General features: G+C 73.5%; 24 protein-coding genes. 6 read left to right on the forward strand and 18 right to left on the reverse strand.

What is annotated here, in order from left to right; genetic code table 11:
- Nucleotides 1-3: 3 nt before the first annotated feature.
- The 8 genes from ACYU7H_RS06835 to ACYU7H_RS06870 all read right to left on the reverse strand — a co-directional run bounded on the left by ACYU7H_RS06835 (nucleotide 4) and on the right by ACYU7H_RS06870 (nucleotide 5,494).
- On the reverse strand, nucleotides 4-822 hold the full coding sequence (locus tag ACYU7H_RS06835; protein WP_460813401.1) for a M15 family metallopeptidase: 819 nt from the start codon (nucleotides 820-822) through the stop codon (nucleotides 4-6).
- 9 nt (nucleotides 823-831) lie between these two features.
- Nucleotides 832-1,434, reverse strand: a complete 603-nt coding sequence (locus ACYU7H_RS06840; protein ID WP_460813402.1) for a PH domain-containing protein — start codon at nucleotides 1,432-1,434, stop codon at nucleotides 832-834.
- 129 nt (nucleotides 1,435-1,563) lie between these two features.
- Nucleotides 1,564-2,916, reverse strand: coding sequence for an alpha/beta hydrolase (locus ACYU7H_RS06845; RefSeq protein WP_460813403.1), 1,353 nt, complete (start codon nucleotides 2,914-2,916; stop codon nucleotides 1,564-1,566).
- Between the two features lies 1 nt (nucleotide 2,917).
- Nucleotides 2,918-3,088, reverse strand: coding sequence for a hypothetical protein (locus ACYU7H_RS06850; RefSeq protein WP_460813404.1), 171 nt, complete (start codon nucleotides 3,086-3,088; stop codon nucleotides 2,918-2,920).
- Nucleotides 3,085-3,273 (reverse strand): type II toxin-antitoxin system antitoxin, encoded by a 189-nt coding sequence (locus ACYU7H_RS06855; protein WP_460813405.1) that lies wholly within the window; start codon nucleotides 3,271-3,273, stop codon nucleotides 3,085-3,087. Before ACYU7H_RS06855 ends, ACYU7H_RS06850 begins: the two co-directional genes overlap by 4 nt.
- Nucleotides 3,270-3,608 carry a hypothetical protein gene (locus ACYU7H_RS06860; protein WP_460813406.1) on the reverse strand — a complete coding sequence of 113 codons (339 nt, stop codon included), beginning with the start codon at nucleotides 3,606-3,608 and terminating at the stop codon, nucleotides 3,270-3,272. Before ACYU7H_RS06860 ends, ACYU7H_RS06855 begins: the two co-directional genes overlap by 4 nt.
- Before the next feature lie 10 nt (nucleotides 3,609-3,618).
- Nucleotides 3,619-4,485 (reverse strand): SPFH domain-containing protein, encoded by an 867-nt coding sequence (locus ACYU7H_RS06865; RefSeq protein WP_460813407.1) that lies wholly within the window; start codon nucleotides 4,483-4,485, stop codon nucleotides 3,619-3,621.
- 85 nt (nucleotides 4,486-4,570) lie between these two features.
- Nucleotides 4,571-5,494 (reverse strand): hypothetical protein, encoded by a 924-nt coding sequence (locus tag ACYU7H_RS06870; protein WP_460813408.1) that lies wholly within the window; start codon nucleotides 5,492-5,494, stop codon nucleotides 4,571-4,573.
- Between the two features lie 81 nt (nucleotides 5,495-5,575).
- On the opposite strand from ACYU7H_RS06870, the gene purT reads away from it, so the two are divergent.
- Together purT and ACYU7H_RS06880 are read left to right on the forward strand one after the other, a co-directional pair.
- Complete coding sequence (purT, locus tag ACYU7H_RS06875) at nucleotides 5,576-6,817, forward strand: formate-dependent phosphoribosylglycinamide formyltransferase (RefSeq protein ID WP_460813409.1); 1,242 nt, start codon at nucleotides 5,576-5,578, stop codon at nucleotides 6,815-6,817.
- A 22-nt stretch (nucleotides 6,818-6,839) separates the two neighbouring features.
- Nucleotides 6,840-7,328 (forward strand): hypothetical protein, encoded by a 489-nt coding sequence (locus ACYU7H_RS06880; protein WP_460813410.1) that lies wholly within the window; start codon nucleotides 6,840-6,842, stop codon nucleotides 7,326-7,328.
- Between the two features lie 14 nt (nucleotides 7,329-7,342).
- Here the strand turns inward: ACYU7H_RS06880 and ACYU7H_RS06885 are convergent, their stop codons facing one another.
- From ACYU7H_RS06885 to ACYU7H_RS06905, 5 genes are all read right to left on the reverse strand, one after another.
- A complete protein-coding gene (locus tag ACYU7H_RS06885) occupies nucleotides 7,343-8,563 on the reverse strand; it encodes an endonuclease/exonuclease/phosphatase family protein (RefSeq protein WP_460813411.1) in 1,221 nt (406 codons plus the stop codon).
- On the reverse strand, nucleotides 8,560-9,315 hold the full coding sequence (locus tag ACYU7H_RS06890) for an arginyltransferase (RefSeq protein WP_460813412.1): 756 nt from the start codon (nucleotides 9,313-9,315) through the stop codon (nucleotides 8,560-8,562). Before ACYU7H_RS06890 ends, ACYU7H_RS06885 begins: the two co-directional genes overlap by 4 nt.
- A gap of 30 nt (nucleotides 9,316-9,345) precedes the next feature.
- Nucleotides 9,346-10,155, reverse strand: a complete 810-nt coding sequence (locus tag ACYU7H_RS06895; protein WP_460813413.1) for a hypothetical protein — start codon at nucleotides 10,153-10,155, stop codon at nucleotides 9,346-9,348.
- Nucleotides 10,155-11,075 (reverse strand): acyl-CoA thioesterase, encoded by a 921-nt coding sequence (locus tag ACYU7H_RS06900; protein ID WP_460813414.1) that lies wholly within the window; start codon nucleotides 11,073-11,075, stop codon nucleotides 10,155-10,157. The genes ACYU7H_RS06895 and ACYU7H_RS06900 overlap by 1 nt, the downstream gene beginning before the upstream one ends.
- A 173-nt stretch (nucleotides 11,076-11,248) precedes the next feature.
- Nucleotides 11,249-11,830 carry an N-acetylmuramoyl-L-alanine amidase gene (locus ACYU7H_RS06905; RefSeq protein WP_460813415.1) on the reverse strand — a complete coding sequence of 194 codons (582 nt, stop codon included), beginning with the start codon at nucleotides 11,828-11,830 and terminating at the stop codon, nucleotides 11,249-11,251.
- A gap of 6 nt (nucleotides 11,831-11,836) precedes the next feature.
- On the opposite strand from ACYU7H_RS06905, the gene ACYU7H_RS06910 reads away from it, so the two are divergent.
- From ACYU7H_RS06910 to ACYU7H_RS06925, 4 genes are all read left to right on the forward strand, one after another.
- Complete coding sequence (locus ACYU7H_RS06910; RefSeq protein ID WP_460813416.1) at nucleotides 11,837-12,343, forward strand: MOSC domain-containing protein; 507 nt, start codon at nucleotides 11,837-11,839, stop codon at nucleotides 12,341-12,343.
- 10 nt (nucleotides 12,344-12,353) lie between these two features.
- A complete protein-coding gene (locus ACYU7H_RS06915; protein ID WP_460813417.1) occupies nucleotides 12,354-12,878 on the forward strand; it encodes an alpha/beta hydrolase in 525 nt (174 codons plus the stop codon).
- A gap of 2 nt (nucleotides 12,879-12,880) precedes the next feature.
- Nucleotides 12,881-15,040, forward strand: coding sequence for a bifunctional 23S rRNA (guanine(2069)-N(7))-methyltransferase RlmK/23S rRNA (guanine(2445)-N(2))-methyltransferase RlmL (gene rlmKL, locus ACYU7H_RS06920; RefSeq protein WP_460813418.1), 2,160 nt, complete (start codon nucleotides 12,881-12,883; stop codon nucleotides 15,038-15,040).
- A 118-nt stretch (nucleotides 15,041-15,158) separates the two neighbouring features.
- Nucleotides 15,159-16,016, forward strand: a complete 858-nt coding sequence (locus ACYU7H_RS06925) for a pirin family protein (RefSeq protein ID WP_460813419.1) — start codon at nucleotides 15,159-15,161, stop codon at nucleotides 16,014-16,016.
- A 37-nt stretch (nucleotides 16,017-16,053) separates the two neighbouring features.
- On the opposite strand, the gene ACYU7H_RS06930 is transcribed toward ACYU7H_RS06925, so the two are convergent.
- From ACYU7H_RS06930 to ACYU7H_RS06950, 5 genes are all read right to left on the reverse strand, one after another.
- Nucleotides 16,054-16,524, reverse strand: coding sequence for a hypothetical protein (locus tag ACYU7H_RS06930; protein ID WP_460813420.1), 471 nt, complete (start codon nucleotides 16,522-16,524; stop codon nucleotides 16,054-16,056).
- Between the two features lie 105 nt (nucleotides 16,525-16,629).
- Nucleotides 16,630-17,493 (reverse strand): pirin family protein, encoded by an 864-nt coding sequence (locus tag ACYU7H_RS06935; RefSeq protein WP_460813422.1) that lies wholly within the window; start codon nucleotides 17,491-17,493, stop codon nucleotides 16,630-16,632.
- A gap of 84 nt (nucleotides 17,494-17,577) precedes the next feature.
- On the reverse strand, nucleotides 17,578-17,976 hold the full coding sequence (locus ACYU7H_RS06940; RefSeq protein WP_460813423.1) for a hypothetical protein: 399 nt from the start codon (nucleotides 17,974-17,976) through the stop codon (nucleotides 17,578-17,580).
- 65 nt (nucleotides 17,977-18,041) lie between these two features.
- On the reverse strand, nucleotides 18,042-18,743 hold the full coding sequence (gene nfi / locus ACYU7H_RS06945) for a deoxyribonuclease V (protein WP_460813425.1): 702 nt from the start codon (nucleotides 18,741-18,743) through the stop codon (nucleotides 18,042-18,044).
- On the reverse strand, nucleotides 18,743-19,276 hold the full coding sequence (locus ACYU7H_RS06950; protein WP_460813427.1) for a SixA phosphatase family protein: 534 nt from the start codon (nucleotides 19,274-19,276) through the stop codon (nucleotides 18,743-18,745). The genes nfi and ACYU7H_RS06950 overlap by 1 nt, the downstream gene beginning before the upstream one ends.
- Nucleotides 19,277-19,287 lie beyond the last annotated feature (11 nt).

Consider the following 19,287-nt stretch of genomic DNA (forward strand, 5'->3'; position numbering starts at 1 on the left):
CGCTCAACCCGTCGCGTCGGCCCCGTGCATCCAGTGCCAAGGCTCGTAGACGATGCCGTGGGGGTTGTCGCGCGGATAGCTCATCGCGAAGCCGTGCCCGCGCGCGTGGCGCGAGAGCCACGCGAACGCGGGCGTCGCCTCGAAGCTTTCCTCGGCGGGCGGTTCCCCGGGCGTGCCGATGTCGAGCGCCCTTCCGGAATGGTGCTCGCTGAAGCCGGGCGCCGCGTTGACCGAGAGGATGTCGTCCACCGAGAGTCCGCGCGCACGCTTCCGCTCGAAGATGCCGAGCTGGTAGTCGTGGCTGCGGTAACCGGAAATCGCCTCCAGCACGACGCCGTCGCGCAGTGCGTGCACGCGCATGCGCGCCCAGGCGGCGGCAGCGTCGACGTGCAGCCAGAGCGGGCGCGCGTAGCGGTCCCTGCCTGCGGACTGCAGCCAGTCCGGCTCGGGGACCAGCGGCAGTCCGGTCCGGTCGGCATAGGCGTCCGCGTCCAGCCCGAGCGACGCCAGGCGCGATGCGAGCTGCCCGAGGGGCAGGGTGCCGACGTGCTCGACGCCCGCGCGGCGGTGGACGCGGTGGGCCAGCGCATGCCGCGCCTGCGCCAGGCCCGGCTCGCCCGCAAGCCCTTGCACCATCGGGACCAGGCCCTCGTCCGTGTCCGCCGCCAGGTAGCGTCCGTCGCGCTTGCGCCGCAGGACATGGCGGGCACGCGCCAGCAGCCGGTCGTCGTGGCTGTTGCGCGCCCGCAGCAGTCCGCCGGGCCAGACCTCGATGTCGGTCGTGTTGAGCAGGTGCCGGCGGTGGCGGGGCGCGGGGCGCATGGCCGCAGGTTAGCGGCGCGCCTGGTCGGCCGCCAATTCCGCGAGCCGGTCGAGCAGCGCCTGCGGACGCCGGGGCTCCAGCAGCACGGCATGGTCGCGCGTCGTCGGCAACCAGACGGCGCGGGGACCGCCCGAGGTGGCGACGAGCGCGCGCTCGCCGTTGCGCAGGCGGAACCAGCCGCTGGAGAAGCCGGGCAGGGCGAATCCGTTCGTCTTCAGCGTCGGGCGGTACTCGGGCCGCTCCGCGAGCACCACGCTCCGCGCCTGGTCGACGCGCACGTCCGCGATCGGGATGGTGCGCGTGTAGAACGTGGTCCTGACCACGAGGTTGGCGCCGTCGAGCTCGATCCGATGGCGCCGGAGGGCCCGGTGGAGCACGAACCAGACCACGCCGGTGGCGAGCCCCACGCCGCCCACGGAAGCAAGCCAGGTGAGCGCGACGCTCCCGGCCAGCAACGATCCCGATGTCCCGCCGCCCATCGTCGCGGCCAAGGCCACGATGACGAGCACCACCGGGAGCAGGAACGCCAGACCGAAGAGCCAGCCCCGGACGCGCGCGGACGCCGGCGCGAGTTGCCAGTCCGCCTTGTCGAGCGCCTTGGACCGGGCCATCAGCCGCGTCCCCACAACGCGATGCCCGCGGCCAGCAGCGCGATGCTCAGCGCCACCAGCAGGCGCACGAGCCGGCCGCCGTGGCGACCCTGGATCATCCGGACGATATGCAGCATCGGAACCCTCCCGTCAGTCGGCGCGTGCGTGGACCCACGCCGCGATGTCGGAGACCAGCGTCGGGTCGACGTGGCCGGGTGTCTGGTATTCGGCGGCTGAACCGGGACCCTCGCCCGCGATGCCGAGGTGGTTGAGCGACGGATAGCGTTTCAGCACCACCCGTGCGTCGTCCGCGAACGCGTCCCGCCAGCGGGTCCAGTCCGCTTCGACGACCTGGATGTCGCGGCCGCCGTGCACCACCAGCATGGGCACGTCGACCGCGCGCGCGTCCGCGACCGGATCGATCGCCTCGAACGCGCGCCAGTAGCCGGGCGGCAATCCGAGCGGGGTGTCCGCGGCCGTGACGGCGCGGTCGCTTCGCACCGCGGCGATCTGCGCGTCGAGCGCGTCCAAGTGCGCCTGCTCCGCGGCGTCGATCGTGCCGTCGAGCGACACCAGGTAGCGGTTCTGTTCCGGTAGCAGGTCGAGCAGCGAGCGCGCGGGCGCGGCGAACAGCACGAGGCCGGCGACCTTGCCCGAGCGCGCGGCGATGCGGGGCGCGAGCATCCCGCCCTGGCTGTGGCCGAGGACGAACACCGCGTCGGGGTCGACGCCCTCCACCTCGCGCAGTGCGTCCACGGCGGCGACCGCGTCGTCGGTCGTCTCCTCGTCCATGGTGAAGTCGCCGTCGGTGAACTGCCGGGGGTGGGCCTTCGTGCGCTTCTCGTAGCGCAGCACGGCGATGCCCTCGGCGGCCAGCCCGCGCGCGATGTCGAGGAACGGGCGGTTCGGGCCGATCGTCTCGTCGCGGTCGTGCGGCCCGGAGCCATGCACCAGCACCACCGCCGGCACAGGCGATGCCTTGCCCGCGGCGTCCGGCATCGCGAGCGTCCCCGGGAGGCCTTCGAACGCGAAGTCGCGTTCGGTGAAGCCGGCGTCCCCCGCAGGCGCCGCGGCGGGCGGCGGGGGCGCGGGCTGCACCAGGAAGCCGGCGATGCGCTGGTCGGCCGTGACCGCGATGCGCGCGAGCAGGTCGAGCTTCGCGTGTGGCAGCGGGATGGTGACCATCGCGCGGCCGTCGCCGGCCACTTCCACGCCGGCCGCGCCGCGCGGCCCCGGCGCGCCCGCCTGCGCGGGGAGCGCGCGCCACACCTGGGCAAGCTTCTCCGCGGGGACGGCCTGCGCCATCTCCCTCGTGAACATCGCCTCGGCCGCGTCGAAGCGCCCGGCGTCGAGATGATCGAGCAGGGTGGCCGCCGTCGCGATCGCGCGCTGGCCGGCCGCGTCGGCCGGCGCCGCGGCCGACTCCTGCGCGACCGCCGTGGTCGCGGCCAGCAGCAGGCCGAGGCATGCCGACAGCATCAAATGGATGGTCCGAATCGTCATCTCAGATTTCCTTGTTGAGGTAGAGGCGGACGCACGTGGCGATCTGCTGCGCGGTCACCAGCGCCCGGCCCTGCAGGCCGAGCGGGTTGAGCGTCTCCTGCACCGTGGCGGCCTTCACTTCGAGGAAGCCGGCCTTCACGTCGACCACCTTGCAGGTCCAGCGCGTGCTCATCGTCCCTTCTGCTTCCTGTCCTTTTCGTCCCTGGGCGCGGGAAGGCGCCCGGCTTCGCGCAGCGCGTGGCGAAGCACGTATTCGATCTGCGCGTTGACGCTGCGCAGTTCGTCGTCGGCCCAGCGCTGCGTCGCGGCGAGGATCTCCGCGTTGATGCGCAGCGGGAAGGCCTTCTTCTCGCTCATCGGCGCGGCGTCCCCTGCCGGCGGCTGCGCGCGACGGCCACCAGCATCAGCACCGCAAGCGCGTTGACGACCACCGCCATCAGCACCACCACCGCTGTGGTCCGCGTGGTATCGCCGGCCGCCCACCAGATGCCGCCGGCGGTGACCAGGATCGCCCAGCCGACCGCGCGCATCAGCACCGCCAGTCGCCGGTCGAGGTCCCGCCGGGCGTCGTCGCGCAGCGCCGACAGGTTGCCCGTCAACGGCAGCCGTCCACCGCCCAGCAGGCGCGCCACGAGGAACGCGGGCAGGCTGCTCGCCGCGAACACCAGCGCGACGATGGCGTGGGTCGGCATGGCCCCGGCCTCAGTACAGGGAGCCGGCGTTGACGACCGGCTGCGTGCTCCGGTCGGCGCACAGCACCACCAGCAGGTTGCTGACCATGGCCGCCTTGCGCTCCTCGTCGAGTTCGACCACGCCGCTCTTCTGCAGCTCGGCCAGCGCCATCTCGACCATGCCGCAGGCACCGGCGACGATCCGCGTGCGCGCGGCGATCACCGCGTTGGCCTGCTGGCGCTGCAGCATCGCGTGGGCGATCTCCGGCGCGTAGGCGAGGTGGCTGATGCGGGCGTCGATCACGTCCACGCCGGCCTCGGTCAGGCGCTCGTCGAGCTGCTCCTTCAGGCGCTCGCTGATCTCCACCGGGTGGCTGCGCAACGAGACCTGGCCTTCCTCGTGCTGGTCGTACGGATAGCTCGTCGCCATCGCGCGCAAGGCGGCCTCGGACTGGATGTGGACGAAGCTCTCGTAGTCGTCGACGTTGAAGACCGCCTCGGCCGAATCGACCACCTTCCAGACGATCACCGCGGCGATCTCGATCGGACTGCCGTCGAGCTCGTTGACCTTGAGCCGGCCGCTCTCGAAGTTCCGAACCCGGAGCGAGACCTTGCGCTTGGAGAAGAACGGGTTGTTCCAGCGCAGGCCGTTCTCGTGGACGGTGCCGACGTACTTGCCGAACAGGCTGAGCACGGCGGACTGGTTGGGCTCGACCATGTACAGGCCGACGAGGCTGAAGATCGCGAGTGCGCCGACGAGGATGGACGCCCAGAGCGCGCCGATGCCTGCCTGGCCGGAGACCGCGAGGACGAGCCCCCAGGCGCTGGCGGCGATGAGCGCCACCAGCAGGAGCAGGACCGGGATGCCCGCGAACGAGCGGATGGGGTTTTCCTTCATGGCGCGGGCCTCCGGAGGGGTCGCGGAGCGACGATGGAGGAATTGATATCAAATTGATATCAGTCGTGCAATGCCGTCCGTCGGCTCAGTCGGCCGGATCGACGAGGAACAGCGGAGCGGGACGGAACTCCCCGGTCGCATGCAGGCGCCGGCCATCGTTCCGCCAGGCGAGGGCCTCGGCCTGCGGCAGCAGCGGGAGCGGCTGGCGGCGGGGCGGGCGCGCGACGGCCGCGGCCCACGGCTCGCCGTCGCGGCGGGCATAGACGAGGGCTTCGTCGTAGGTGAGCACGGCGAGTTCGCGGCCGTCCGGGGACAGGTCCGCGGCCGTGACCTGGCCCCGCACCGCTTCCGTGGTGCCGTTGCCCGGCAGGTCGCTGGGCGCGGGGACGTGCGCGAGCGTGCCGAGCGCCTCGGCGACCTGCACGCCGTCGCCGGCCGGACGCAGGGGAACGGCGAACAGCTCCGGGGGCTGGCGCTTCTTGGACACCAGCAGCACCCGGCCCGAGGCGGCATCGACCGCGACCGCCTCGCAGTCGCGCGCGCCGTCCGGCCAGCGGAACGCGATCGACCACGCGGGCGCGGCGCGCATCGCGCCGGAAAGCTCGGCCGGCTCCTCGATGACGTGCAACTGCAGCGTGTGGCGCAGGCCGCCGTTGTCGCCGACGTCGGCCACGAGCAGGTAGTCCCGGCCGTCCAGCCGGAACGCCGCCATGTCCTCCCAGTCCGTGTTGTCCGCGCCGTCCAGGGTGAGCCGGCCCTGCAGCGCGCCACGCGCGCCGATGGCGTACAGGTGCGGGCCGTTGCCCCCGTCGTTGTGCACCCAGAGGGTGCCGTCGTGGCGGCGCGATGCCGCCAGTCCGCTCACCTCGTCCAGGCGGTCGTCGGTGAGCAGGCCGGACAGCTGGGCATGCGGCGCCTCGGAAAAGGCGCAGCCGGTGGCGACCGCGGCCAGGACGGCGGCGAGCATCGAGCGGGCAGGCGTTGCGAAGCGGTTCGTCGGCGTACGCATGGGGCGAGGATGGCACGCGCACGCGGCGGCGGTCACCCGGGGCCGGGCTAGACTGCGCGTCCCCCGACGCGATCCGCATGCATGCCAGACGCCCACGCCAGGCCGGCCGCCGTCACGATCGGCACGCCACTGTCCACCCGCGCCACGCGCGTGCTGCTGCTCGGGTCCGGCGAGCTCGGCAAGGAGGTCGCGATCGAACTGCAGCGCCTCGGCGCCGAGGTCATCGCCGCCGACCGCTATGCCGATGCGCCGGCGATGCAGGTGGCTCATCGCAGCCACGTGCTGGACATGCTCGACGGCGCGGCGGTGCGCGCGCTCGTCGAGCGCGAGCGACCGCACCTGGTGGTGCCGGAGATCGAGGCGATCCACACGCCGACCCTCGTCGACCTCGAGCGCGGCTTCGAGGCCGAGGGGGCCGGCCGGCGCGTCGTGCCGACCGCGCGCGCCACGCGCCTGACCATGGACCGCGAGGGCATCCGCCGGCTCGCCGCCGAGACGCTCGGCGCGCCGACGTCGCCCTACTGGTTCGTGGACACCGAGGCCGAGTACCGGGAGGCGATCGACGCGGTCGGCATCCCCTGCGTCGTGAAGCCGGTGATGTCCTCTTCGGGCAAGGGCCAGAGCACGGTGCGCTCGGAGGCCGACATCGGGCATGCGTGGTCGTATGCGCAGGCGGGCGGCCGCGCCGGTGCGGGCCGCTGCATCGTCGAGGGCTTCATCGACTTCGAGTACGAGATCACGCTGCTGACCGTGCGCCATGCGGGCGGCACGGCGTTCTGCGCGCCGATCGGCCACACCCAGGTCGATGGCGACTATCGCGAGAGCTGGCAGCCGCAACCGATGTCGGCCTTGGCGCTGGAGCGCGCGCGCGACATCGCGCGCCGGGTCGCCGACGACCTGGGGGGCTGGGGCGTCTTCGGCATGGAATTCTTCGTGCGCGGCGACGAGGTCTGGTTCAGCGAAGTCTCGCCACGCCCCCACGACACGGGACTGGTCACCCTCGCATCGCAGCCGCTCAGCGAGTTCGCGCTGCACGCGCGCGCGATCCTGGGCCTGCCGGTCCACCTGGATGCCGAAGGCCTCGTGCCGCGGCATGGCCCGGCGGCCTCGTGCGCGGTGCTGGCGGAAGGCACCGGCGTGCCGGTGTTCGGCGCCGTGGAGTCGGCGCTCGCCGATCCGCGCGCGGACCTGCGGCTGTTCGGCAAGCCGCGCGTGGAGGGCAAGCGGCGCGTCGGCGTCGCGCTGGGTCGCGCGGGCGACGTGGAGGAAGCGCGCCGGGTGGCGCGTGGCGCGGCCTCGGCGCTGCGCATCACACTCGAATGAGGGCGCGCGGAGGCGCCGGGCAATGAACGACTTCAACGGCTACGCGGTGTTCTTCTTCCCCCAGGCGATCGAGGCGCTCGGCGCCGCGATCACGCCCTACCTGCAGGGCGAGGAGGGCGGCCAGTACGTCCTGTGCCGCGAGGTCGACACGGGCGGCCCGTTGATCCAGTTGGTGATGGACGGCCACACGACCAGCGGCCAGCACGTCGACCTGCAGCTGATGTTCCCCACCAACATGGTGCGGATGATCGTGTCCGCGCGCGGGGACCAGGCCTTCGGCTTCGGCCCGCGCACGGCAGTGGCGCCAGTCACGGCCGCCGAGCCGGAGATCGAGGAGGCGCCCGGGCCGGCGCATCCGGCGAAGAAGCCGGCCGACAGGCCCGCGAAGAAGGTCGCGGAAAAGGGCGCGAAGAAGGGCGCGAAGAAGGCGACGAAGAAAGCGGCCGGCGGCAAGGGACCCAAGTCCGCGAAACCGGGGTCCAGGTCTGGCCATCGCGCGAAGAAGGCGTAGCGCCTGCCCGTGCGTCAGTCGCGCGGTCGCGTGCCGCCGCGTCGCAGGTCGAGCCAGACCAGGCGGTGGTCCGAGCCTGCTGCGATGCCCTCGCCCGGCTGCCCGGGCGCCGGCCAGAACACACCGCCGTCGACGATCGCCAGGTCGCGCGACGGGAGCACGTAGTCCAGCCGCATCGTGCCGGCCTTCGGCCCGAAGTCGCCCGTGTGGGTCGCCGGATCGCCCCGGCGCGGAAGGCCGTGGGCCCGTGCCTGCGCGACGGCGCCGGCGCTGCGGGGCACGAAGCCGGCCTGCACGCGGGGATGGTCGAGCAACTGCGCGATCGCGCCCGGCGCCGAATCCCCGTCGACCGGGTCGGCGTTGTAGTCGCCGACCACGACGAACGACGCCGAGGGATCGAGCCCGCCGCAGCGTCCCGCGTCATCGCAGATCCAACCCGAAGTCGATGGCGTGAGGTAGTCCGCCCAGAACCTGATCTCGTCGGCGTTGCGCGCACCGTTGCGGTCCTCGGGCCCGTCGAACACCGGCGGCGTCGGATGCGCCGCGAGCAGGTGCACTGTGCCGTGCGGCGTGCGCACCGGCACGTCCCAGTGCGATTTCGACGACAGCCTGAGCCGGCGCCACGTGTCCTCGGGATACCAGACGCCGCCGGTGGCCGGGTCGCGCGGCGCGCGCGCGCCGGGCATCGCGCTCCAGGGCAGCCGCTGGAAGGTGCGGACGGCGGCGGCGTCGATCGGGTGGCGGGACAGCACGAGCATCCCGTACTGGCCCGGGTGCAGGCCGTACCCGAACGCATCGTTCCCGCGCGCGCGCCCGTCGCCGCCCACGGTGCCGTCGCGGTCCAGGTCCAGCCCGCTCGGGACGCCGGTGTTGACCGGTGCGAAGTAGCGGTGGCGATAGCGCATCGCCGGGCCGCCCCCCGGCTGCGGGACCTCCAGGTAATCGCGCTGGAACAGGTCCGCCGCGCGGCCCGAGGCGTCGAAATCGAACTCGTTGAGCAGGACGATGTCCGGCCGCACCCGCTGCAGCACCGCGGCGACCTTGCGGGCGTCCGCGTCGCCCGCCGCGAGCCGCCGCGCCAGGCCCCCGGCCGCCTCGTCGTACAGCGACGTGTTGTACGTCGCGACGCGCAGGGGCGGCGGCCCGGGTGGATTCCCATGGACGAACACGCGCACGCAGCCCGCCAGCAGCAGGACCAGGGCAAGCAGCAGCAGGAGGGCGAGGGCCGCCTTCATCGCGCGGCCTCGGCCGGAAACGGCACCCAGCGGCGTCCGTCGAATCCTTCCAGCGGGCGGAAGCGTCGCTTGTAGTCCATCTTCGGGTGTCCGTTGATCCAATAGCCGAGGTAGAGGTGGGCACGCGCCTCGCGCCGCGCCCAGGCGATCTGCTCGAGGATCGCCAGCGTGCCGAGGCCCCGCCCCGCCTCGTCGGGATCGAAAAAGGTGTAGACGGCGGACAGCGCGTCCCCGGCCAGGTCGGTCACCGCCACCGCCAGCAGCGCGTGGTCGTCGCGCCGGCGCAGTTCCATGAAGCGGCCGTTCGACCAGCGGCCGAGCAGGAACTGGTCGAACTCCGCGCCGCCGTGCGCATCCATGCCGCCACCTGCATGCCGCGTCGAGAGGTATTTCCGGTAGAGCGCGAGGTGTTCGCGCGTGCGTTCGGCGGGCAGCACGCGGGCCTGCACGTCGTGGTTCCGCGCCAGGCACCGGCGCTGGCTGCGGTTGGGCCGGAAGCGCGCGACGGGCACGCGGACCGCGACGCAGGCGCGGCAGCCGCGGCAGTGCGGCCGGTAGACGAGGTCGCCGGAGCGCCGGAAGCCCCAGTCGAGCACGAGCGGGTAGAGCTGCGGCAGGCGCGGGTCACCGGGGTCGAGCACCAGGTCGCGGGCGCTGCGGTCGTCGAAGTAGCCGCAGGCGTGTTCGCCGCTGTGGAACAGGCGCAGGGCCTCGCGGCCGGGGGCGCGGTTCGGGTCGGGACGGCTGCCCATGCGCGCAGCATAGCGCGGCGCGGACGCGTGTCAGGGCGCGTCCGCGTCGCCTTCGACGTGCCAGTCGGCACCTTGGCGACGGACCACGACGCGGCGCTCGTCCGGCGCCGACCCGGGGAGGGTGGTCGCGACCCGCACCGTGCCCCGACCCGTCCCGTCGGTCCGGTAGTCGAGCACGTCGACTCGGACCGCTTCCGCGGTGCACGCCGCGCCGGCCTGGACCGGCGTGCCGGCGAGCGCGTCGAGGACGGGCGCGGCCGGCGCGTCGCCGTCGACCGAGAGGCAGCCGGCGTCGGCGCCCGATGCGTCGAGCGCGCCGCGCGCCATCGCCACCGCCAGCGCCGTCGGCACCGGCACGCGCCATTCGGCCGGTGGCGCGGGGGCGGCGGGCAGCGGGGCGGGCGCGACGGCGTCGGTGGCCGGCGCGACCTCGGCACCCGTGGGCAGGCCCGGCCCGCGGATGAACGCCAGCGCGATCACGACCGCGATCGCGACCAGCAGCAGGATCTTGTAACGCGTCGCACGCCCGCCACCCGCCCATCCGGTGCGTTCGCTGGCCTGCGCCGCGTCCGGGAGGTAGCTGTCGGTCGGCATCGTGGTGTCGTGCAGAAGGCCGGCGTCGCGCAGCAGCGCGCGGGCGCGCGGCTGGTCCTCGGACTTCACCACCCACACAGCCGCCTGCGGGGCGGTCGCGATGTCCTCGCGGTAGCTGCGCCGGCCGCTCCACCCGCTCCTGTACGAACGCCCGTCGGAGATCCGCACTTCGATCCCGGCCTCGCGCAACAGGTCGGCGACGCCTTCGACGTTCTGCAGGCGGGGACTGGAAAAGACCTGCCGCATCAGGGACGCGCCGGGACGTGCGTGGCGGCGTCCGGGTCCTCGACCACGCGGATCAGGCCTTCCTGGGCCGTGGAGGCGACCAGGCGGCCGTCGCGGCTGTAGATCGAGCCGCGTGCGAGGCCACGTGCGCCCTGCGCGCCCGGGCTGTCCATCGCGTACAGCAGCCAGTCGTCGGCGCGGAACGCGCGGTGGAACCACAGGGCGTGGTCGAGCGAGGCCATCTGCACGTTCGGCTGGTAGTAGCTGATCCCGTGCGGCCAGGTCGCGGTGCCGAGCAGGTGGAAATCGGAGGCGTACGCCAGCATCGCGCGGTGCAGTTCGGGCGCGTCGCCGATGCGCTCGCCCAGGCGGAACCAGAACTGCTGGAACGGCGGGCGCTTGGTGGGCTTGAGTTCGTTGCGCGGATACACGTGCCGGAACTCGAACGGGCCTTCGAGCGACAGCCAGCGCTGGATCTTCTCCGGCAGCGACGACATGACGTCCGCGGGCACGGCGCTGCCGGACTCCAGGTCCTCCGGGCGCGGCACCTCGGGCATCGAGATCTGGTGCTCGGCGCCGTCCTCCTCGCGCTGGAACGAGGCGGCGAGGAAGAAGATCGGGCGGCCGTGCTGGATGGCGGTGACGCGCCGGACGGAGAAGCTGCCGCCGTCGCGGGTGCGGTCGACCTGGTAGACGATCGGCGCCTCGATGTCGCCGGCCATCAGGAAGTAGGCGTGCAGGGAGTGGGCGGTGCGCGGGTGGTCGAGGTTGTCGAGCGTCGCCTGCGCGGCCGACAGGGCCTGGCCGAGCACCTGGCCGCCGAACACGTACTTGGTGCCGATGTCGCGACTCTGGCCGCGGAACAGGTTCACTTCGAGCCGCTCGAGCGAGAGCAGCTGCACGAGTTCGGCGACTGGGGACGGGGCGGTGGTGTCCTGCATCGCGGGATTATAGGTGCGCAGCAAGGGGCAGCTGATGGTTGGCTGGCTCCGGAAGGACGGCCGCGGGCCATGGGGGTGCTGCTCTTCGCGCGGCAGGACGCCCTGCCGCGCGAAAAGCGGGATACCCCGGGCCGCGGGGCCGGGCGTACCGAAGCCCACATACCCAACTCCGATCAGTCGGGGAGTCGCGTAAGGCCGGAGCTGGCGAGGACTTGATCCCAGGGGAACAGCGGGCCGGGGTCCAGCTTGCGGCGGACGAAGACGGTGGGGTCGTCGGTGGACGCGACCTCCTCGGTGTCGAGGTCCTCGTGGCCGGCGATGTAGCGGAGGTTGGGGAGTTCTTCGCGCAAACGCGCCAGCAGGTGCAGGAACGCGTCGACCTGGACCTCGGGGTAGGGCTCGGTCATCGCCTGGTGGCGGGAATCGAGCCAGTGCGGGTGGCGACCGGTGTTGACCAGCTCCACGCCGACGGCGCGTGCGTTGTGGCCGCGCACGTGGTGGGCGATGCGGTCGTGGGGCACGAACTGGTGCAGCGAGCCGTCGCGGTCGACGTACCAGTGCCCGCTGTTGCCGGTGTGGCTGCCGGTGTAGTGGATGCGCTCGCCGAATTCGCGCGCAGCGGCCAGGTCCGGCAGCTCGGTGCAGTGGACGACCACCAGGTCGATGTCGGCGATGTCGCGCGGCTGGAGGCGCCCGGCGTAGGGCAGCGGGTCGACCTGGACGGGCGGGGCGGGCATCGGCGCGGATGCTAGCATTCGGCGATGCCGCTCGACCCCGACTCGCCGCTGGCACGCCTGATGGACACGCTGCCGCGGGCGGGCCGGCTGGACTGGATCGGCCTGCGGCCCGCGCGCGACGAGCCGATGCGCTCGGTGGCCGAGGTGGAAGCGCACACGGGTCGCGGCCTGGCCGGCGACCGGTACGATGCGCGGCCCGGCGGCAGCGGCAAGCGCGGCGTGACCCTCATCCAGGCCGAGCACCTGCCGGTGATCGCCGTCCTGTCGGGCCATCCCGCCGTCGAGCCGTCGCTGCTGCGGCGCAACCTGGTCGTGTCGGGCATCCCGCTCGTCGCGCTCAAGGGCCGGCGCTTCCGGATCGGCGACGTGCTGCTGGAGGGCACCGCGCCCTGCGACCCGTGCTCGAAGATGGAGGCGGCGCTGGGCGAGGGCGGTTACAACGCGATGCGCGGCCACGGCGGCCTGTGCGCGCGGATCATCGAAGGCGGCACGCTGCGCATCGGCGACGCGGTGGTCGCCGGACACGAATGAAGGATTCCGCGTGCAAGGCCACTGCATCCTGTCCCACGGCTTCGAGAGCGGGCCCGACGCCACCAAGGTGACCGCGCTCGCCGAGGTCGCCGAACGGCTCGGCTGGAGCCACGAGCGCCCGGACTACACCGACCTGGACGCCATGCGCGCGGTCAGCGAGCTCGGCGACGTGCATGCGCGGCTTTCACGCCTGCTCGGGCTGGCGCGCGACGCGGCGCCGCGCGGACCGCTGGTGCTGGCCGGGTCGAGCCTCGGTGCGTGGATCTCCGCGCGTGCGTCGCTCGAAGTGCCGGTCGCCGGCCTGTACCTGATGGCGCCGCCGGTGCGCATGGGTGAAGCGCCGCCGCTCGACGCCGCGCGCGTGCCGACCGCGGTGATCCACGGCTGGGACGACGAACTGATTTCCGCGCAGGATGTCGTCGCCTGGGCGAGCACCCGCCGCGCACGGTTGCTGCTGGTCGACGACGGACATCGCCTGTCCGACCACGTCGAAGCCAGCGCCGACGCGTTCGAAGCGCTGCTGGCGGCGCTGTGACGATGCGGTTCTTCGCCGCCTGCGCCAAGGGGATCGAGTACCTGCTGGCCGACGAGCTGCAGGCGCTCGGCTGTATGCGCGCGACTGCGGCGCGCGCGGGGGCCAACGCCGAGGGGACGCTGGCCGACGCCCAGCGCGCGGTGATGTGGTCGCGGCTGGCGAGCCGCGTGCACTGGCCGGTCGCGGAATTCGCCTGCGCCGACGAGGACGCGCTCTACGCGGGTGCGGCGGCGGTGGACTGGGCGTCGCACGTGCCGGTGGGCGCGACGATCGCGGTGGACGCGCACGTGTCGGGCGGCGCGATCACGCACGCGCGCTACGCCGCGCAACGGGTCAAGGACGCCGTTGTCGACACGATGCGGGCGGCAGGCCATCCGCGCCCCGACGTCGATCTCGAGTCGCCCGACGTACGGCTCAGCCTGGTCGTCCGCAAGGACCGCGCGGTCGTGTCCATCGACCTCGGTGGGGGTCCACTCCACCGCCGCGGCTGGCGCGTCGCGCAGGGCGCGGCGCCCCTGAAGGAAACGCTGGCGGCCGCGGTGCTCGCGCGGGGCGGCTGGCCCGCCGCGTACGTCGACGGCGGCGGCCTGCTGGACCCGATGTGCGGCAGCGGCACCCTGGTGATCGAAGGCGCGCTGATGGCCGCGGACGTCGCGCCGGGGCTGCAGCGCCATGGCGAGGCGCCGCCGACCCGCTGGGCGGGCTTCGACCGCGCGGCGTGGACCACGCTGCGCGAGGACGCCGTGTCGCGCGCGGAGGCGGGGCGCGCGTCATTGCGCCAGGCGTTCATCGGCGCGGACCGGGATCCGGCCGCGATCGACGCCGCGCGCCGGAACGCCGGGGCGGCGGGCGTGGCCGATGCGATCGAATGGCGCGTGGCGGACATCGCCGCGCTCGAGGCGCCGGCCGCGGCGCGCGGCGTCGTGGCCTGCAATCCGCCCTACGACGCGCGCCTGGCGGCGGACCCGGCGCTGTACCGCGCGCTCGGCGATGCCCTGCGCCTCGCCGTGCCGGAGTGGCGCGCCAGCCTGCTGTGCGGCGACCTCGAACTGGCAAAGGCGACGGGCCTGCGCGCACGCAAGACGTACCAGGTCTTCAACGGCGCGCTCGAGTGCACGCTGCTGGTGGCCGATCCGGTCGCGCCGCCGCAGCGTGCCGACGCCGGACCGGTGCAGCTGTCGGACGGCGCGACGATGGTCGCGAACCGGCTTCGGAAGAACCTGCGCAAGCTGAAGGCCTGGCGTGCGCGCGAGGGCGTCGACTGCTTCCGCGCCTACGACGCCGACCTGCCCGAGTACGCCGCCGCGATCGACGTGTACATCGAAGCCGACGTCGACGCCGGCGAGGGCACCTGGCTGCACGTGCAGGAATACGCGCCGCCGCCGGACATCCCGGAGGCGGTCGCGCGCCGTCGCCTCAACGACCTGCTGGCCGCGGCGCGCGAGGTCTTCGCCGTCCCGCGCGAACGCGTCGCGCTCAAGACCCGCGCGAAGGGCAAGGGCGGCAGCAAGTACGCGCACTTCCGCGCCGATGGACGCGAGGCCGGCGCGCGCATCGTGGTGCGGGAGGGCGACGCGCGCCTGCAGGTGAACCTGTTCGACTACCTGGACACCGGCCTGTTCCTCGACCACCGGCCGATGCGGCGCCGGATCGCGCGCGAAGCCGACGGCGCACGCTTCCTCAACCTGTTCTGCTACACGGGCGCGGCCACGGTGCAGGCGATCGCCGGCGGAGCGGCGGACACCACCAGCGTGGACCTGTCGCCGACGTACCTGCAGTGGCTGGCGGACAACCTCGGCGAGAACGGCTTCGGTGGCCGGACCCATCGCCTGGTGCAGGCCGACGCGCTGGCCTGGCTCGAGGCCGATCGCGGCACGTACGACCTGGTGTTCTGCGACCCGCCGACGTTCTCGAACTCCAAGCGCGCCGACGACTTCGACGTGCAGGCGCTGCACCTGCGCCTGCTCCGTGCTGCGGTGGCGCGGCTCGCGCCGGGCGGCGTGCTGTACTTTTCGAACAATTTCCGGCGCTTCCGGATGGACGAGGCGGCCGTCGCGGCCTTCGCGCGCTGCGAGGAGATCACGCCGGAGACCATCCCGCCGGACTTCGAGCGCAATCCGCGGATCCATCGCTGCTGGCGGCTCCGGCCCCGCACCGACTGAGCGTCGGCGGCTTCGCGCCGCATTACGTGCGCGGGTGGAACGATGGATTGCACGCGCCGGGCTGTCGCCGGCGCGGCGCACCCCCATCCTTGCCGGCAGTCCACACCGGAGTGACGCCATGGCCACCGAAGCGACCCGCGCCGCCACCGTCGTGCGCACCGTGCGCGGCCGCGCCGCGTCCGACGGCGCCGGGGTGAAGCTCACGCGCGTGATCGGCACGCCCGAGCTCGACCTGCTCGATCCGTTCCTGATGCTCGACGAGTTCGGCACCGACCGGCCCGAGGACTACCTCGCCGGCTTTCCCGACCATCCGCACCGCGGCTTCGAGACCGTCACCTACATGCTCGACGGCCGCATGCGCCACCGCGACAACCACGGCAACGAGGGCCTGCTGGTCCCCGGCAGCGTGCAGTGGATGACCGCCGGCCGCGGGCTGGTGCACTCGGAGATGCCCGAGCAGGAGGCAGGGCGGATGCGCGGGTTCCAGCTGTGGGTGAACCTGCCCGCGCGCGAGAAGATGACCGCGCCCCGTTACCAGGAGTTCGCGCCGGACCGGATCCCGGTGGCGACGCCCGCGGATGGCGTGTCGGCCAAGGTGATCGCCGGCAGCGTCGGCGACGTCGCCGGCCCGATCGTGCAGCCGGCGACCGACCCGCTGTACCTGGACGTGTCGCTCGCGCCGGGCGCCACCTGGTCGCACGCCTTGCCGGAGGGGCACAACGCGTTCGCCTACGTGTTCGAGGGCGACGTGGTGGTGGGCGAGGGCGACGACGCCCGGCCGCTCGCGCACCGCACGCTGGGCGTGCTCGGCGGCGGCGCCCGGTTCGTTGTCGCCGCGGGCGTCGACGGCGCGCGGCTCATCCTCGTCGCGGGCCGGCCGCTGCGCGAGCCCGTGGCGCGCCACGGGCCGTTCGTGATGAACACCCGGCAGGAGCTCATGCAGGCGTTCGTGGACTACCAGGAGGGCCGGTTCTAGGCGAACCGGCCCGTTCGACCCGCGCCCGCTGCGGGCGTCACTGGCTGCCGAGGCGGACCGGCTCGAAGCCCAGGCCGGCGGCCATCTCCAGGTCGAGCGCCAGTTCCTCGGCGCTGTCCGCGCGCAGCCACACGTGGGCCACGCGGCCGTCAGGCAGCTCGACCAGGGTTTCCCGGACATGGACGTCCGGCTGCCCGGCGAGTTCGCCGCGGTACCAGGTGACCGCCCGGGTGCCGATCCGGCCGTCCTCGGCGCGGTTGCGCCGTTGCGGTTCGAAGGGCGACTCCTTGCCGATGAACACCCCGAGGGCCTGGACACCATCGGGATCCAGCGCCTTGCAGAAGTCGAAGTCCGGCCCGGCCACGTGTTCCCACGCGAGGCCGGTGTCGGCCTCCAGGCGCGGGCAGGGACCGCCCGCGGCCTGCGCGGACGCGGCACCCGAAGCGACGAGCAGGCAGGACAGTGCGAGCGCCGTCGCCCGCGGCGAGAGCCGGTTGCGTGCGGTCATGCTGGTTTTCCCCCTAGCTGGCAGGCCGGCGGGCGGCCCGTCCCGAAGATAGTCAAGCCCGGGGCGCTTGACAAATCGGGCGCATTCAGGCCGGGGCGGGATGCGTCAGCGCTCGGGCAGCGGGATGAACTCGTCGTCCCCGGCGATCGAGCCGAACCGGCCCGCCACCCAGTCCTGCTTCGCCTGCTCGATGCGCTCCCTCGAACTCGACACGAAGTTCCACCAGACCGTGCGCGGGGCGTCCAGCGGCTCGCCGCCCAGCAGCATCAGCTTCGCGGGCGTCTTCGCGCGAAGCCTGGGCGTGCCGCCACGCTCGAGCACGGCGAGATGGCGCGACGGCAGGTCGCGCCCATCCAGCTGGACGTCCCCGTCCAGCACGTACACGGCGCGTTCGACGTGGCGGTCGTCGATCGCCACCTCCGCGCCCGCGTCCAGGTCCACCGCGACGCACAGGGTGTCGGCGTGGACGCGGACCGGCGACTCCTCGCCGTGCGAGCGGCCGGCGAGCACGCGCAGGCGCATGCCGCCGGCGACCTGCCGCGGGAGGGTCGTGGCCGGATGGTGGTGGAACGCCGGCGCGATCTCCTCGTCGCCCTTCGGCAGGGCCACCCAGGTCTGCATGCCGTGCAGCGGGTGGGCGTCGCTGCGCAGTGGGCCCGGCGTGCGCTCGGAGTGCACGATGCCGCGGCCGGCGGTCATCCAGTTCACGTCGCCCGGGTTGATGTCCTGGTCGTGCCCGAGGCTGTCGCGATGGTTGATGGTCCCGGCCCACAGGTAGGTCACCGTGGCCAGGCCGATGTGCGGATGCGGGCGGACGTCCACGCCGTGGCCGGGGTCGAAGATCGCCGGCCCCATGTGGTCGACGAAGACGAAGGGGCCCACGCTGCGGGCCTGCACGCTCGGCACGGCGCGGCGCACCTCGAAGCCGCCGAGGTCGTGGACGCGGGGCGCGATGATCGTCGCGGGCATGGCGGGGCTCCGTGGGACCGTGTGGCGCAAGCGTGCCATGTCCGCGCGGACGTGGCGTCGCGGCCCGTGCACCGGAGCGTTGCGTCAGTGGCGGTCGACGCGCACCGTCGCGTCGGGGCGGTCGCCCCGCGACAGCGCGACGAGTTCGATGCGCCAGCCCGCCATGGTGGTCGAGGGCGCGCGCGGGAGGACGAGCTCGAAGCCACGGGCATGGCCCCCGGCGGGCAGGAATTCGAACGCGACCGTCGCCTCGCCCGCCCAGACGCACTGCACGTCGGGCGGGCAGCGTGAATCGGCGGTCGTCGCGACGTGGCGCAGGCGGTCCCCGCCCGGCAGGCCGGCGACGTCGCCCGGCGACAGCGTGAACGCCGTTCCGGGGGCCACGGGCGCCGGCCTCGGCGCGGCACCGGTGGTGGCGCACGCGACCACGGCCAGCGAAAGGCACGCGGGCAGGGCGATGCGGAGGGCAGCCAGGGGATGCATGCATCGGCGACCTGTTGGGGCGCATGAGGCTGCGCCGGGCCCCGTGGCCGGGCGATGAAACCCGTTCAATCGGCGCGCCGGGATGCGAGGCGGTCTGCCAGGCGCGTCGGCTCGGGCAGTCGATAGCGCCCGCACCAGCGCATCACGAGCTGCGGCGCGGAGGGCATCGCCACCCGGTGGCCGGGCGACACCACCAGCGGGTTGCAGCCGGGCCTGCTGCGCAGCAGCCAGCCGACCTGGGTGCCGTCGTCGCGCAGGGGAACGAATGCACCGCGCGTGTCGTGCAACGCATTGCGGGCGGTGCCGACCAGGATCTTCTTGGCCACGCCGATGCTGGGCAGCCCGGTCGCCAGGCCGAAGTGCGAGGCGATGCCGAGGCGGCGCGGATGCGCGATGCCTTGGCCGTCGAGGAAGCACAGGTCGGGCGACGAAGGCAGCCGTTCGAGCGCATCGAGCAACGCCGGCAGTTCGCGGAAGCTGAGCAGGCCGGGGATGTACGGCATGCAGGTCGGTCGCCGCGCCACGACCGCGGCGATCTCCTCCAGCGTGCCGGCGTCGAGCAGGACCACCGCCGCGCGCGTCGTCGCGCCGCCATCCTCGAACCCCACGTCGAAGCCGGCGATCGTCCGCGGCGGGTCGGTGAAGCGGTCCTTGAGGACCACGGCGTCCGCCAGCCGCGCCTGCAGCTCGCGCGCCGCGCGCACGTCGCCGTCCCAGGGCGCACGCGCCGAGGCGGCCACCTCCGCCGCGGAGCCGTGCGAAGCCATCAGTAGCGCGAATCGCGCAACGCGTATCCGCCGCCAGCGGCGGGCCGCAGTTCGAACCAGCGGTCGTAGTCCGATTCGCCGAGCGGGGCGACTTCGCAGGCGCACAGGGCCGCGACGATCCCGGGAACGGTGTTGCTGTGGCCGACGACCAGCACGGTGCCGCTGGCGGCGCGGGCCCGGTCGGCGACCGCGGACGCCGGCGTCGCGCCCGGCAGGACCGACACCTCGAGGCCGTGCGCGACCGCCGCGGGCGTGCCGGTCATCCGCGTCCGGCGGTATTCGGTCGCGAGCACGAGGGACAGCGGTGCATCGGCCAGGCGCCCAGCGATCGCCGCGGCGCGAGCCTCTCCCTCCGGCGACAGCGGCGGGTCGCGCGTGCCGTCGTCGGCCTTCTCTGCATGGCGGACCACGACGATCGTGGGCGCGTCGGCGCCGGTCGTCCCGGTCGCACAGCCTGCAAGAACCGCGAAGGCCAGCACGGTCGCGAGGCGGAGCGCAGCCGCGGCGCGATGGGTCATGGCGGAATCGGGCATGGGCTCCTCCT

The sequence above is a fragment of the Luteimonas pelagia genome (assembly GCF_054776035.1).